12 protein-coding genes and 1 riboswitch are annotated in these 13,700 nt (G+C 70.0%); all 12 genes read right to left on the bottom strand.

All coding sequences use genetic code 11. The features are described from left to right. Nucleotides 1-64: 64 nt before the first annotated feature. On the bottom strand, nucleotides 65-1,351 hold the full coding sequence (locus tag ACFY0F_RS33985) for a class I SAM-dependent methyltransferase (protein ID WP_388803405.1): 1,287 nt from the start codon (nucleotides 1,349-1,351) through the stop codon (nucleotides 65-67). Nucleotides 1,352-1,588: 237 nt separating this feature from the next. Next, nucleotides 1,589-2,971 (bottom strand): NAD(P)/FAD-dependent oxidoreductase, encoded by a 1,383-nt coding sequence (locus tag ACFY0F_RS33980; protein WP_388803135.1) that lies wholly within the window; start codon nucleotides 2,969-2,971, stop codon nucleotides 1,589-1,591. Between the two features lie 445 nt (nucleotides 2,972-3,416). After that, nucleotides 3,417-4,358 (bottom strand): exopolyphosphatase, encoded by a 942-nt coding sequence (locus ACFY0F_RS33975; RefSeq protein WP_388803132.1) that lies wholly within the window; start codon nucleotides 4,356-4,358, stop codon nucleotides 3,417-3,419. A 140-nt stretch (nucleotides 4,359-4,498) separates the two neighbouring features. Continuing rightward, the gene (locus ACFY0F_RS33970; protein WP_388803129.1) at nucleotides 4,499-5,023 is read right to left on the bottom strand and encodes a DUF501 domain-containing protein; all 525 of its coding nucleotides are present in this window, start codon (nucleotides 5,021-5,023) and stop codon (nucleotides 4,499-4,501) included. A gap of 26 nt (nucleotides 5,024-5,049) precedes the next feature. Then, nucleotides 5,050-5,526 (bottom strand): septum formation initiator family protein, encoded by a 477-nt coding sequence (locus tag ACFY0F_RS33965; protein WP_388803126.1) that lies wholly within the window; start codon nucleotides 5,524-5,526, stop codon nucleotides 5,050-5,052. Between the two features lie 111 nt (nucleotides 5,527-5,637). Beyond that, nucleotides 5,638-6,939, bottom strand: coding sequence for a phosphopyruvate hydratase (gene eno / locus ACFY0F_RS33960; protein WP_388803123.1), 1,302 nt, complete (start codon nucleotides 6,937-6,939; stop codon nucleotides 5,638-5,640). Between the two features lie 317 nt (nucleotides 6,940-7,256). Continuing rightward, nucleotides 7,257-7,970: a transglycosylase family protein gene (locus ACFY0F_RS33955; RefSeq protein ID WP_388803120.1), complete on the bottom strand. Its 714-nt coding sequence runs from the start codon at nucleotides 7,968-7,970 to the stop codon at nucleotides 7,257-7,259. A gap of 4 nt (nucleotides 7,971-7,974) precedes the next feature. Further along, nucleotides 7,975-8,159, bottom strand: a riboswitch (cyclic di-AMP (ydaO/yuaA leader). 189 nt (nucleotides 8,160-8,348) lie between these two features. Further along, nucleotides 8,349-9,377 carry a transglycosylase family protein gene (locus tag ACFY0F_RS33950; protein ID WP_388803402.1) on the bottom strand — a complete coding sequence of 343 codons (1,029 nt, stop codon included), beginning with the start codon at nucleotides 9,375-9,377 and terminating at the stop codon, nucleotides 8,349-8,351. 145 nt (nucleotides 9,378-9,522) lie between these two features. Continuing rightward, nucleotides 9,523-10,842, bottom strand: coding sequence for a cytochrome P450 (locus tag ACFY0F_RS33945; RefSeq protein WP_388803117.1), 1,320 nt, complete (start codon nucleotides 10,840-10,842; stop codon nucleotides 9,523-9,525). A 55-nt stretch (nucleotides 10,843-10,897) separates the two neighbouring features. Continuing rightward, complete coding sequence (locus ACFY0F_RS33940) at nucleotides 10,898-11,899, bottom strand: nucleoside triphosphate pyrophosphohydrolase (RefSeq protein ID WP_388803114.1); 1,002 nt, start codon at nucleotides 11,897-11,899, stop codon at nucleotides 10,898-10,900. A gap of 161 nt (nucleotides 11,900-12,060) precedes the next feature. Beyond that, the gene (locus ACFY0F_RS33935; protein ID WP_388803111.1) at nucleotides 12,061-12,708 is read right to left on the bottom strand and encodes a SurA N-terminal domain-containing protein; all 648 of its coding nucleotides are present in this window, start codon (nucleotides 12,706-12,708) and stop codon (nucleotides 12,061-12,063) included. A gap of 145 nt (nucleotides 12,709-12,853) precedes the next feature. Continuing rightward, nucleotides 12,854-13,681 carry a glycoside hydrolase domain-containing protein gene (locus ACFY0F_RS33930; protein ID WP_388803108.1) on the bottom strand — a complete coding sequence of 276 codons (828 nt, stop codon included), beginning with the start codon at nucleotides 13,679-13,681 and terminating at the stop codon, nucleotides 12,854-12,856. Nucleotides 13,682-13,700: the final 19 nt, after the last annotated feature.

Here is a 13,700-nt window from a genome sequence, read left to right as displayed (position 1 = left end):
GTACGGACGCCGGGGCCCCGCTCTCCTCCCACGAGTTCCAGGAGGAGAGCGGGGCCCGCGCGTTTCAGTTCCAGGTACGGGACCGCAGCGGCAGCCCCGACTCGCCCGACGCGGGGGTGCGTACCGCGAGGACCTGGTTGACGCCGATGCGGTTGCCTTCGAAGGCGAGGGCGCAGGCCGCCATGTACAGGCGCCAGACACGGGCGCGGCCGGGGCTGGTGAGCCGGACCGCGTGCGTCCAGCCGGCCTCCAGGTTGGCGACCCACCGGCGCAGGGTGCGGGCGTAGTGCTCGCGGATCGACTCCACGTCCCGGACCTCGAAACCGGCCCGTTCCAACTGGGTGACGGTGGTGCCGAGGGGGGCGAGTTCGCCGTCCGGGAAGACGTAGGCGTCGATGAACTCGTTCAGCCGGTAGGCGGACTCGTCGCTCTGCGGGCGGCGCGCGATCTGGTGGTTCAGCAGGCGTCCGCCGGGCCTGAGCAGGGCGTACAGAGCCGTGGCGTACTCCAGATAGCGTTCGGCGCCGACGTGTTCGGCCATGCCGATGGAGGAGATCGCGTCGTAGGGGCCGTCCGTGACGTCCCGGTAGTCCTGGACCCTGATCTCCACCCGGTCGGTGAGCCCCTCGTCGGCGACCCGCTTGCGGGCGTAGGCGGCCTGCTCCTGGGAGAGGGTGACACCGACGACGCGCACGCCGTGCTCGCGGGCGGCGTGGATCGCCATGGAGCCCCAGCCGCAGCCGACGTCCAGGAGCCGCTGCCCGGGCGTCAGGGCGAGCTTGCGGCAGACCAGTTCCAGCTTGTCGCGCTGGGCCGACTCGAGGGTGCCGGCCTCCTCCCAGTAGGCGCAGGAGTACACCATGGACGGGCCGAGCACGAGCTCGTAGAAGTCGTTGCCGACGTCGTAGTGATGGCTGATGGCGCGTCTGTCGGTGCGTCTGGTGTGCAGGTGGCCGGCCCTGCGCACCTCCTCGCGGGGCGGCGTGGGCGGGATCGGGGGCCCGGCGAGCCGGAACAGCCCCCGGGCGGCGGACCTGAACTCCGGGTCGCGCAGTGCCTGGGCGAGGGTGCGGGCGTCCTCCCCGCGCTCCCAGACCAGGCCGGACATGGCCCGCAGGGTGGCGTACAGGTCACCCTCGATCTCCAGGTCACCGGCCACCCAGGCGCGGGCCAGGCCCAGTTCGCCCGGCTTGAACAGCAGACGGCGCAGGGCGCGCCGGTTGCGGATCACCAAGGTCGGCGCGTCCGGCGGGCCGGCCTGCGAACCGTCCCAGGCTCGGATGGACACCGGGAGCGGGACTCCCAGCAACTGTTCGAGCAGGCTCTTGAGCCGCGACGCGGCGTCGGCCATGGCGCGCACCTCCGTGACGACGTACCCCGGAATGTCCTCCACCACGTAAACATCCCCATACCCTCCGGGGAGTCCCGCAATGAAGTCATGTCTGGGCAAACACCCTTTCCGAGCAATGCGCGGGACCGGGAAACGCCGAAGGACGCCGGGAAAGGCCGAAGGACGCCGGGAACGCCGAAGGACCTCCCGCACCACGGATGGCGGGAGGTCCTTCGGTGTGTTCGCGACCGGTGAGGGTCAGGAGGCCTTGGCCTTCTCCTCGGTCTTGCCGGCCGCGGCGACCGGCGCCGGCTTGGCGGCCTCGTAGAACTCCTCGCGGGGGTTCTCCATGGCGCCGAGGGAGACGACCTCGCGCTTGAGGAACATGCCGAGCGTCCAGTCGGCGAAGATGCGGATCTTGCGGTTCCAGGTCGGCATGGCCAGACCGTGGTAGCCGCGGTGCATGTACCAGGCGAGACGGCCCTTGAGCTTGATCTTCATCTTGCCCATGACGATCATCGCGACGCCCTTGTGCAGGCCGAGGCCCGCGACCGCGCCCTTGTTGGCGTGGCTGTAGTCCTTCTGCGGGAAGCCCCGCATACCGGAGATCACGTTGTCGCCGAGGACCTTGGCCTGGCGCAGCGCGTGCTGGGCGTTCGGCGGGCACCAGGCGTTCTCGTTGCCCGCCTTGCGGCCGACGAGGTCGGGGACCTGGGCGTTGTCACCGGCGGCCCAGATGTAGTCCGTGCCCTTGACCTGGAGCGTGGGCTCGCAGTCGACGTGGCCGCGGGGGCCGAGCGGCAGGCCGTAGCGGGAGAGCGCCGGGTTCGGCTTGACACCGGCGGTCCACACGATGGTGTTGGAGTCGACCTCGAGGCCGTTCTTCAGCACCACGTGGCCGTCGACGCAGGAGTCCATGGAGGTGGAGAGGTAGACCTCGACCCCGCGGCTCTCCAGGTGCTCCTTGCCGTACTGGCCGAGCTTGGGGCCGACCTCGGGGAGGATCTTGTCGGCGGCGTCGACCAGGATGAAGCGCATGTCCTCGCGGGACACGTTCTTGTAGTACTTGGCCGCGTCCCGGGCCATGTCCTCGACCTCGCCGATGGTCTCCGCACCGGCGAAACCGCCGCCGATGAAGACGAAGGTGAGCGCCTTGCGGCGGATCTCCTCGTCGGTCGTGGAGTCGGCCTTGTCGAGCTGCTCGAGGACGTGGTTGCGCAGGCCGATGGACTCCTCGATGCCCTTCATGCCGATGCCCTGTTCGGCGAGGCCGGGGATCGGGAAGGTGCGGGAGACGGCGCCGAGCGCGATGACGAGGTAGTCGAAGGGCAGCTCGTACGCCTCGCCGACCAGCGGGGCGATCGTGGCGACCTTGCGGTCCTGGTCGATGGTGGTGACCCGGCCGGTGAGGACCTCCGCCTTCGGCAGCACGCGTCGCAGCGGGACGACGACGTGGCGAGGGGAGATGCTGCCGGCGGCGGCTTCGGGGAGGAAGGGCTGGTAGGTCATGTACGACCGGGGGTCGACGACCGTGACGGTCGCCTCGCCGTAGCGCATCTTCTTCTGGATGCGCCGAGCTGCGTACAGGCCTACGTACCCACCGCCTACTACGAGGATCCTGGGACGCTCCGTGGTGCTCATGCCATCGAGTATCCACCCGGCCCTAGGGGGTCGCTCGTGCGCCCCTTCACAAGCTCCTTGAGGGCCTGTGCTAAACTCCGCGGCCCTCGTGACGCAGATCATGATCAGGTCCGGGAACCGGCGGTCGCCGTGATCCGTTGTCAATGCCGCATGAGCTGCCTCTCCGGCGGTCTGCGACCCCCGAGAGCCCCCTGAAACACCCGCTTCCGCCGTGCACCGAACACCGGCCCGCACAGCCCTCCTGAGCAGGTTCTCCGGCGCCCGGAACCCCCGAACGGCGCAACGGGACCGCCCGGATCCCCCTTGGGGGCAGAATTCCTTGTGAAGAACTTCACGAACTTTCTCGGCGGAGGTGCCCCGAGGGGCCCTGGACAGGCCCCTCGGCGGCGCTCAAACGTTATCCGACCTGCTCACTCGTCGGCTACCGATCAGTAACGAATGAGGCCTAGGACACGGACCACGCGATGCCGTCGAGGATGTCGTGCTCGCTCACGACGACCTCCTCCGCCCCGATGCGTTCCATGATCGAGAGCAGGACGAGGGCGCCGGCGCCGATGACGTCGACGCGGCCCGGATGCATGGAGGGGATCGTCGCACGCTCGGCGTGGGTGGAGCGGAGCAGCTCACTCGTGATCTCGCGGACGCGGCCGAGAGGGACCCGGGAGTGGTGGATGGCCTCGGAGTCGTACTCGGGCAGGTCCTGGGCGATCGCCGACACGGTGGTGACCGACCCGGCGAGACCGACCAGGGTGCGTGCCTCGCGCAGCGGGACCGTCTCCTCGGCCAGGTCGAGGGCCGCCTCGATGTCCGCCCTTATCGCCGCGATCTGCTCCTCGGTGGGCGGGTCGCTCACCTTGCCGTCGCGCACCAGGTGCCGCTCCGTCATCCGCACACAGCCGACGTCCACGGAACGGGCGGCCCGCACGTGGTCGTCGCCGACGACGAACTCGGTGGAGCCACCGCCGATGTCCACCACGAGGAAGGGCCGGGCGAGGTCCGCACGCCCCGTCAGTTCCTTCGTGGCACCGGTGAAGGAGAACTCGGCCTCCTGGTCGCCGGAGATCACCTCGGGCTCGACCCCGAGGATGTCCACGACCCCGCGCACGAACTCGTCCCGGTTCTCGGCGTCCCGGGAGGCGGAGGTGGCGACGAACCGCAGCCGCTCGGCGCCGTGCTCCTTGATGGCCGCCGCGTACTCACGGCAGGCGGCGAAGGTCCGCTCCAGCGCCTCGGGGGCGAGCCGCCCGGTGCGGTCGACGCCCTGCCCGAGCCGCACGATGGTCATGCGCCGGTCCAGGTCGACCAGTTCGCCCGTCTCAGGGTCGGCGTCGGCGACGAGCAGGCGGATGGAGTTCGTACCGCAGTCGATCGCGGCGACGCGGGTCATGGGCGGGCCCTTCTTCGTTGGGGAGATGGTGCAGCGCCGGCCGCTGTGTCTCAGCCCGTCCGGCGCTTGAGGACGAGGCCGTTCAGGCCGAAGGGGCGTCCGGGGGCTCCGCCCCCGGACGCGGGAGCGGACCCACCGCGTCACTCGCCGTCGGCGGGAACGACGCACGGCCCCTTGCGCCACCACTGAGGCAGCATCGCGATCGCCTCGTCGCCGAGCGGGTTGACGCCCGGGCCCGCGGCCAGGGAGTGGGCGACCAGGACGTGCAGGCACTTCACCCGGTCCGGCATGCCGCCCGCGCTCGGGAAGCCCGTCAGCTCCTCGATCTCGTCGCGGCGCCGTATGTAGTCCTCGTGCGCGGCGCGGTAGGCGGCCGCGAGCTCGGGGTCGGTGGCCAGCCGCTCCGTCATCTCCTTCATCACGCCCTCGGCCTCGAGCGTGCCGATCGCCGAGGCGGCACGCGGGCACGTCAGGTAGTACAGCGTCGGGAAGGGCGTGCCGTCGGGCAGCCGCGGAGCCGTCTCGACGACGTCCGGCTGCCCGCAGGGGCACCGGTGCGCGATGGCGCGCAGCCCGCGCGGCGGCCGGCCGAGCTGCTGCTTGAAGGCCTCGACGTCGGCGTCGGTGGGCTCGGTGCGCGGGGTGGTGGGAGGGGGCGTTTCCATGCCTGTACGAAAGTCTCTCTGTCGTGTCACTGGTCGGAGGCGTCGGACTTGTCGACCCCGTCCCAGACGTTCGCGTACCAGGGGCGGTCGGCCGCCACCAGGTCGGCGCGCGCCTGCTTGGCCGCGTCGGGGTCGATCACGACGAATCCGGTCTCCCCCGGCATCACGTAGTGCAGCCGCCGCCGGATCTGCTGTTCGGCGTAGGCGTCGTCCTGCCATCGTGCCTTGAGGTCGCGCAGCTCTTCGACCCGCTGCTCGGCCTGCTGCTTCTGCCGCTGCAGATCGGCGATCTGGGCGCGCTGCGAGACGTACTGCCGCATCGGGTAGGCCAGGGCCACCACCATGGTGCAGACCACGAGGGCGAGCAGCGCGGCCCGGCTGGTGAGCCGTGAGCGGCGAGCCTGCCGTTTGGTCTGGGAGCGGTAGACCCGGGCCGCGGTCTGCTCGCCGAGCAGCCGGATCCTGGTCGCGGTGGAGAAACGGTCCCGTTCCTTCGCGGCCATCTGGCTCTCCGCCTCCCCTGGGTGCTTCCTACGTGCGTACGTCCCCGGACACGGTACGGGACCGGGTACGGGGACGTACGTACGACTGGCTGTCGCTTGACCCTGGCGGGGTCAGCCCTTGGAGATCGCGCCCTTGAACCGCGGGAACGCGCTGCGGCCCGCGTACACCGCCGCGTCGTCGAGGATCTCCTCGATCCGCAGCAGCTGGTTGTACTTGGCGACGCGCTCGGAGCGGGCCGGGGCGCCGGTCTTGATCTGGCCGCAGTTGGTGGCGACGGCCAGGTCGGCGATGGTGACGTCCTCGGTCTCGCCGGAGCGGTGCGACATCATGCACTTGAAGCCGTTGCGCTGGGCCAGCTCGACGGCGTCGAGGGTCTCGGTCAGCGAGCCGATCTGGTTGACCTTGACCAGCAGGGCGTTGGCGGTGCCCTCCTCGATGCCGCGGGCCAGGCGCTCCGGGTTGGTGACGAACAGGTCGTCGCCGACGAGCTGGACCTTGTCGCCGAGCTTGTCGGTGATGACCTTCCAGCCGGCCCAGTCGTCCTCGAACAGCGGGTCCTCGATGGAGACCAGCGGGTAGGAGGCGACGAGGTCCTCGTAGTACTCGGTCATCTCGGCGGCGGAGCGGGACTTGCCCTCGAACTCGTACTTGCCGTCCTTGTAGAACTCGGACGCGGCGACGTCGAGCGCGAGCGCGATCTGCTCGCCCGGGACGTAGCCGGCCTGCTTGATCGCCTCGAGGATGAGGTCGAGGGCGGCGCGGTTGGACTCCAGGTTCGGTGCGAAGCCGCCCTCGTCACCGAGGCCCGTGGACAGGCCCTTGGACTTCAGGACCTTCTTCAGGGTGTGGTAGACCTCGGCACCCCAGCGCAGCGCCTCGGAGAAGGACTCCGCGCCGATCGGGGCGATCATGAACTCCTGGATGTCCACGTTGGAGTCGGCGTGCGAGCCGCCGTTCAGGATGTTCATCATCGGCACCGGCAGCAGGTGCGCGTTCGGGCCGCCCAGGTAGCGGAAGAGGGGGAGGTCGCTGGCCTCGGAGGCGGCGTGGGCGACGGCGAGCGAGACGCCGAGGATGGCGTTGGCGCCGAGCGAGCCCTTGTTGTCGGTGGCGTCCAGGTCGAACATCGCCTGGTCGATCAGGCGCTGCTCGGTGGCGTCGTAGCCGACCAGCTCCGGGCCGATCTGCTCGATGACGGCGAGGACGGCCTTCTCCACGCCCTTGCCGAGGTAGCGGTTCGGGTCACCGTCGCGGAGCTCGATGGCCTCGAAGGCGCCCGTGGAGGCGCCGGACGGGACGGCGGCACGACCCGTGCTGCCGTCGTCGAGGCCGACCTCGACCTCGACCGTGGGGTTGCCTCGGGAGTCCAGGATTTCCCGGGCTACGACGACGTCGATGGACGGCACGAGCATCTCCTTCTTGGATGTGACGCTGGAAGTGCGGGGCTGTGTGCCTTGCGGCGGGGCCTTGCGACTAGAGCCTAACCGTCCCCGGGGCATCGGCAGCCGACCGACCGCCCCGTGGACACGGTGACCGTACACATTGTTCCTTGCCGGAACAAAGGGTGGGGTGAAGAGAAGCCCCGAGGGAACGAAAAACCCCGCTCCGGTGCGTACGGGGGAACACGCACCGGAGCGGGGAGCCCGTGAGGGCGGGGGCGGCCCTCACCAGGCCTCCACTGTGGGAGGCATGGTGATGAGGGCACTGTGGTTCGGGTAAGGACCAGGTGTCACTTCAGGTGCAGCTGCTGGCCCGGGTAGATGACGTTGGCGTCGTCGATGATGTCCTTGTTCAGCTGGAACAGCTTCTCCCAGCCGCCGGCGACGTGGTGCTCCGCGGCGATCGAGCTGAGGGTGTCACCCGTGACGACCTTGTACTCGCCATCGCCCTTCTCGACCTTCTTGCCGGTCGGGGTGGTGACGGTCTTCTTCGGCGTCGACCGCACCTCGGAGCGGTTGGCGGCCTGCTGGTCGGTCGAGCGGGTGGTGGTGCCGTTCGACGAGGAGCCGGCGGAGCTCGACGAGCTGCCGGAGTTGCTGGAGCCACTGGAGCTGCTGGAGCCGCTGTACGTGGCGCCGGACAGCCCCTTGCCGCAGACCGGCCAGGCACCCTTGCCCTGCGCGGCGAGGACCTTCTCGGCGATCTCGATCTGCTGGGACTTGCTGGCCTGGTTGGCCTGCGGGGCGTAGTTGGTGCCGCCGTACGCGGCCCAGGTGGAGGCGGAGAACTGCAGACCGCCGTAGTAGCCGTTGCCGGTGTTGATGGACCAGTTGCCGCCGGACTCGCACTGGGCGACCGAGTCCCACTCGGAGGCGGTGGCGGCGGAGGCGCTGCCGGACGCCATCAGCGGGGCGGCGACGGCGGCGCCGGTGACACCGGCGACAGCGATGGCGCGGACGGCCTTGGACGGACGACGGTGCTTGCCCTTGCCGGAAAACAGCATGGATCGATCCCCTCACCGACGCCTGCGAGGTGAGCTGTCGGGTTCGGGCCGGTTGAGTTGCCCGGCCGCACCTCGCGTGGTTCTCGTGCGAGACGCGGCTCCACCCCTAGCCGTTTCCGTCGGTCTGCCGACCTCCGGACCCGGCGCCTACCTTGGGTCCCCCGCTCCTGCCTACGGCGCTTGACGCGACGACTGTTCCCGGGCAGCCGCTGGCAGGATTCGGCGTTGCGGCAGCCGGGGCTCGTGTTGGCGAGCGGTCACGACCGTAGACATGCGATCCGCCGGATTTCAAAGACGATCAGGGCTTCTGAGACTCATCCCACACTTTCACCAAACCGGACAATCAAGCCTAAAACGGGGCGTCAACTACCCCTGCTTTCAACCCTTTTCGACGCTGAGTTCCAGCGTCTGACCGGCGGTGACGTTGTTCGGGTCGGTGCCGATGGCGTCCTTGTTGGCGGAGTAGAGCGCCCGCCACCCGCCCTCGAGGTCAAGGGAGTCGGCGATGGAGGCCAGGGTGTCGCCGGCGTGGACGGTGTACTCGCGTGCGGCGTGACGGCCGGAAGAGGGAGTCGCCTGGCTTTTCGTCACGTCTTCGTCCGCACTGTCGCCCCGATGGCGGCCACCACTGATCGCCCCGGTATCCACAAGGCTCCAAGAACCCCCGGTCTGCCATGAATTGTCCGAGTTGTCGACCTCGGGGCCCGCCGTGGACGAACCGCCACCGCCCTGCGCATGCCCGGAGCCGGAAGAGGCCGTCTTGCCCGACTTGCCCGAAGCGGAGGAGTCGTCCGCAGCGTCGGCACCCTTGCTCGAACTCGGCGGGGGCGAGGCGTCCGACGAGGGGCCGGAATCGGGCGACCCGGATGAACCGGACGCGGAATTCGAGGAATCGGCGGAATTCCCGGAAGTCCCGGAACCCTTCGAACCGGAGGAGTCGGTTGAACCGGATGAATCGCTTGAATGGGAGGAGTTGCCGGAATCGGATGATCCGGAGTCTCCGACGCCCGTGTCGACGTCCACCGAACCGGAATTCGACGTGAGACCGGAAAGCAGGGCACAGGTGGCCCAGGGCTTGGTGCCCAGGTCGGCGAGGATCTTCTCGGCGACCGCGATCTGCTGCGAGCGGCTGGCCTCTTCGGGGCTGGAGGCGTACTCGAGGCCGCCGTGGTTGTCCCAGTCGTCCTGGGAGATCTGCAGGCCGCCGTAGTAGCCGTTGCCGGTGTTGGCGCTCCAGGAGCCGCCGCTCTCGCACTCCGCGACCTTGTCCCACGTGGTCCCGTCGGCCGCGTGCGCGGCGGACGCGCCCATCAGCGGGATGGCGATTGCGGAGCCGGTCACTCCGGCCGCGACGAGGAGAGCCGGAGCCTGACGGGGGCGACGGTGGCGACCGTTCCCGGAGAGCATGCGGTGACCTTTCGCAAGACAGCAGTGACCCAGCGCGGCTAATGCCGTGAGGCACCGCGCTGACGAGTGAACGTATCGGCAGACGATCACTTGTCACAAGTTAATGCCGCGCAGATCACGTGAAGATCACAGAGTTGAACGCCGGTCACTTTTCGTGGTGGCCGCCCTGCTTTTCAGCCGATTGCGGGGCGGGTGTGAACTCCACGGGCAAGGTGCGCAGTCCACGCATGATCAGTCCGCCACGCCAGCGCAAATCGGTTTCTTCCACCGCGAGTCGGAGGTCGGGGACACGGGTGAGGAGGGTGGCGAGCGCGGTCTGGGCCTCCAGCCGGGCGAGCGGAGCGCCGAGGCAGTAGTGGATGCCGTGGCCGTAGCCGAGGTGCTGATTGTCACGGCGTGCGAGGTCGAGGACGTCCGGGTCGGCGAACCGCTCGGGGTCCCGGTCCGCCGCCGCCAGCACCACGAGGACGGGGTCGCCGGGTGCGATGTCCTGTCCGCCGATGGTGAGGGGCCGCGTGGCGAACCGCCAGGTGGCCAGCTCCACCGGGCCGTCGTAGCGCAGGAGTTCCTCGACGCCGGTCTCCAGGAGGTCCCGTTCGCCACGTTCGAGGGAGGTCTGCAGCCGCTGCCGCTCTCCGGGGTGGGTGAGAAGGGCGTAGGTGCCGTTGCCGATCAGGTTGACCGTGGTCTCGAAACCGGCGAACAGCAGGATGAAGGCCATGGCGGCGGCCTCGTTCTCGGTGAGGTGCTCACCGTGGTCGGAGGCGCGGATGAGACCGGAGATGAGGTCCTCGCCCGGCACCGGCTCGGCCGGGAGCGCCTCCCGTTTCTTGTGGATCAGCTCGGCGAGGTAGCCCCGCATCTTCTTCACCGACCGCGCCACCCCGCCACGCGGGCCTCCGCCGTGCCGGATCATCATCCCCGCCCAGTCCCGGAAGTCGTCCTGGTCCTCACGCGGGACGCCGAGCAGGTCGCAGATGGCGTAGATGGGGAGCGGGAAGGCGAACTCGTGGATGAGGTCGGCGGCTCCTTTCGTGACGAACCGGTCGATGAGGTGGTCGGTCAGCTCCTGCACGCGGGGCGCGAACTCGGCGACACGGCGGGGTGTGAAGGCCTTGGAGACGAGTCTGCGCAGCCGGGTGTGGTCCGGCGGATCGATGTTGAGCAGATGCGTCATCAGCTCGGCCTTGCGTTCACCGGGGATGCCGGTCTTGCCCCTGGCGTGCTCCGGCTCGTCGTGGTGCGCCGGGTTCTTGGACAGCCGCGGGTCGGCCAGGGCCTGTTTGGCGTCGGCGTACCGGGTGACCAGCCAGGCCTCCACACCGCTGGGCAGCTTCGTCCGGCGCACGGGCGCGTGCTCCCGCAGCCAGGCGTAGGCCGGGTAGGGGTTGCTGGCGAACTCCCAGCTGAACAGCTCGGGGGCGGGCGCTTCGGGGACTGCGGGGAGGTGGGGGTGGTCGCTCACCCCCTGACGGTATCCGGCTTTCCTGCCCGCGCCCGGGGCCGTGCCCCCTCGGCCGTTACTCCGCCACGCCCTCGGCGACCCGTATCGCGTCCCGGTAGGCTCGCGCGGCCGCCCGCAGTGCCGCCTCCGGGTCCACGCCGTCGGCCTCCGCCCGGACCGCCAGTGCCAGCAGGTCGTAGCCGATGCCCTCGCCCTGGGGCAGGGGCACGTCCAGACCCGCGGTGCGCACGCGGGAGGAGAGCTTCGCGGCGAGGGCGAGGCCGGGCTGGCCGAGGGGTATGCCCTCCGTCACCGAGGTGCGCTGCTTCTCGACCGCCTTGGTGCGCAGCCAGTGCTCCTTGACCTCCTCGGGCGTCTCGGCCGTCGCGTCGCCGAAGACATGGGGGTGGCGGTGGACGAGCTTGGCGACGATGCCGCCGGCCACGTCGTCGACGGAGAACGGGGCCTCGGCGTCCTCCTCGGCTATGCGGGCGTGGAAGACCACCTGGAGCAGGACGTCGCCCAGTTCCTCCCGCAGCTCCTCCCGGTCGCCCGCCTCGATCGCCTCGACGAGTTCGTACGCCTCCTCGATGCCGTACTTGGCCAGGCCCTCGTGGGTCTGCCGGGAGGACCAGGGGCACTCGGCGCGGATGCGGTCCATGACCTGGACGAGGTCGAGGAGACGGGCGCCGGGCAGGTCGTAGGAGGCGGGGAGCAGCTCCAGTTCCGGCATGGTGACGCGGCCGGTGCCGGCGAGGCGGGCCAGGCCGTCCGTGAGGTCCGGATCGCCCTCGCCCGTCGCCACGACCACCACCGTGCGGCCGCCGGCGCAGGCGTCGACGAGTTCCTGGGCGGTCGGGGCGGCCTCGTCGACGGGTATCCCGGCCTCGCGCAGATAGGGCAGCTGCGGATGCGCACCGTCCGCGCAGAGCACACGGTCGGCGGTGCGCAGCGCCTGCCAGGCGGGCCAGGACAACAGGCCCGGGGCGACCCGGTGGCTGGTGGTGAGCAGGACGATCCGGCCGGGGGCCGTGTCCGGGCCCGGTGCCTGGGTGTCTTCGAGGCTGGTGGTGTTCACGCTTCGAACGTAACGCACGCCTGCCGGTCACCTCCCGCGTTGTCCACAGGGTGTGGGCGATGATCGGTTCGTATGACTGACCTGGGGTGCCTGACCTGGTGCGGGCGCCATGGTGCGACCGCGCTGGTGTGACCGACCTGGTGCGACCGACCTGTGCCGGCCTATGCCGTCTCCTGCGTCCCGCCCGCCGTGACGTCCCGTACCCACGGCGTCTTCGCGTCCACCCGGCTGCTCTTCTGCACGTCCCAGGTGCCGTAGCGCGGGTTCAGGTCGACGTGGAGCTCCTCGGACGCGGTGGACAGCGTCTTCCAGAACGCGGGGTCCGTGGTCTGCGTGCCGAGCTTGCCGGCGAGTTTCGTCGCCTCGACCTGCAGGCGCAGATTGTCGTCGAGGCGCTTCGGCGCGATGCCGTACTTCTGCAGCCAGGTCGCCTCCAGCCCCTTCGAGCCGCCCGCCTGCTGCTCCAGACGGGCCCGCATCTGCTGGATCTCCAGGCGGCTGACCGTGATGCCCTGGTCCTGCGCGGCGCGGTGCAGCACCCGGTCGAGGACCATGTTGTGCAGGGTGTCGCGGGTGAGGCTGCTGGTGGCGGCGAGGACCTGCTGGTACTGCGTCTCGTCCGGCACCGCGGCCTTCTGCGCCTGGCGCACCTCGTTCACCCGGCCCTCCAGCTGGGCGACGGTGATCCGCTGCCCGCCGACGACGGCCGCAGCACCCGGGTGCGCTTCGTCTCCGCACGCGGTGAGCAGGGGGGCCGCGGCGGCGATCGCGGCGGACAGGACGAGCGCGGTGCGTCGGCGGCGGTGCAAGGGGACCTCCAGGGGAGATTGTGCGACGGTGCACAAAGTCTTGCGGTGATCGATGGTAGGCAGTGGGCGAGCTCTGGCCAACCCATTCGACCAACGATTCGCGCGCGCTTCGGGCACCGTCGCGCCGTCCCGGCCGGGCGGCCGGTCAGCCGGTGATGGCCACCGGCGCGTCCCACGCGTCACGGTCGACGGTGATCGTGACGCCGCCGTACGTCTCCTTGCTGTTGACCATGTACTGGTGGGCGCGGCTGTGGCCGGTGAACTGGGTGGAGCCCCACGGCCAGTCCGCGGTCGTGGTGTTCTGCTTGTCCCACAGCGCGTACCAGAGGTTGCCCGGCAGGTCGGTCTTGTCCGTGGCGGTGGCGACGGCCTTGGCGCTGGAGCTGGTGAAGCCGTAGTAGCCGGTGCGGTACGTCTTGGCGTGCAGGCCCTTGTCGAAGGCGCGGACATACGTCAGCACGGCGTCGTTGCACGACTTGTTCGTGATGTCGTACGCCTCCATGTCCAGGTAGATCGGACTGCCCGCCTTCATGCCCAGGGCGGAGGCCTTGGCCACGGCGTCGGAGGCGTCGGAGGCGCCGAGGGAGGCGGCGGTGGAGGCGGTCAGCTTCTCCGGGTTGGAGCCCGACTGGCAGGGCGGCTGCGCGCCGACGTAGAGCGGGATCAGCTTCCATCCGATGCCGCTGACGGACTTGACCCAGGAGGCGGTCAGGTTGGGCTGGGCGCAGCCGCGGTTCTTGCCGCCCACGTAGACGGCGGCGGCACCGTAGAAGCCGGTGTGCCAGGCCTTCATGGCCGACAGGGAGGGCGCGGCGCAGGTGTCGAACGCGCGGCCGGTGTACGTCTTCTGCGCGGGCCAGGTGGTGGCGGCCATGGAGGTCTGCGCGGCGATGCCCGCTCCGGCCACGACGGCGGCACCGGCGACGGCCCACGTGATGTATCTGCGCTTCCTGGACTGCCGATGGCTCGACATGAGAACCCCACCCCTGTGT

The organism is Streptomyces sp. NPDC001544 (genome assembly GCF_042894285.1).
Lineage (GTDB): Bacteria > Actinomycetota > Actinomycetes > Streptomycetales > Streptomycetaceae > Streptomyces.
The sequence above is the reverse complement of the archived record's forward strand: the minus strand, read 5'-3'. Positions and strand labels throughout refer to the sequence as shown.

Coding starts and splice junctions, on each gene's coding strand:
- ACFY0F_RS33955 (WP_388803120.1), bottom strand. CDS start 7,970: ATGCTGTTTTCCGGCAAGGGCAAGCACCGTCGTCCGTCCAAGGCCGTC.
- ACFY0F_RS33970 (WP_388803129.1), bottom strand. CDS start 5,023: ATGGAAACGCCCCCTCCCACCACCCCGCGCACCGAGCCCACCGACGCC.
- eno (WP_388803123.1), bottom strand. CDS start 6,939: ATGCTCGTGCCGTCCATCGACGTCGTCGTAGCCCGGGAAATCCTGGAC.
- ACFY0F_RS33950 (WP_388803402.1), bottom strand. CDS start 9,377: ATGCTCTCCGGGAACGGTCGCCACCGTCGCCCCCGTCAGGCTCCGGCT.
- ACFY0F_RS33965 (WP_388803126.1), bottom strand. CDS start 5,526: ATGGCCGCGAAGGAACGGGACCGTTTCTCCACCGCGACCAGGATCCGG.
- ACFY0F_RS33980 (WP_388803135.1), bottom strand. CDS start 2,971: ATGAGCACCACGGAGCGTCCCAGGATCCTCGTAGTAGGCGGTGGGTAC.
- ACFY0F_RS33930 (WP_388803108.1), bottom strand. CDS start 13,681: ATGTCGAGCCATCGGCAGTCCAGGAAGCGCAGATACATCACGTGGGCC.
- ACFY0F_RS33985 (WP_388803405.1), bottom strand. CDS start 1,351: ATGGCCGACGCCGCGTCGCGGCTCAAGAGCCTGCTCGAACAGTTGCTG.
- ACFY0F_RS33975 (WP_388803132.1), bottom strand. CDS start 4,358: ATGACCCGCGTCGCCGCGATCGACTGCGGTACGAACTCCATCCGCCTG.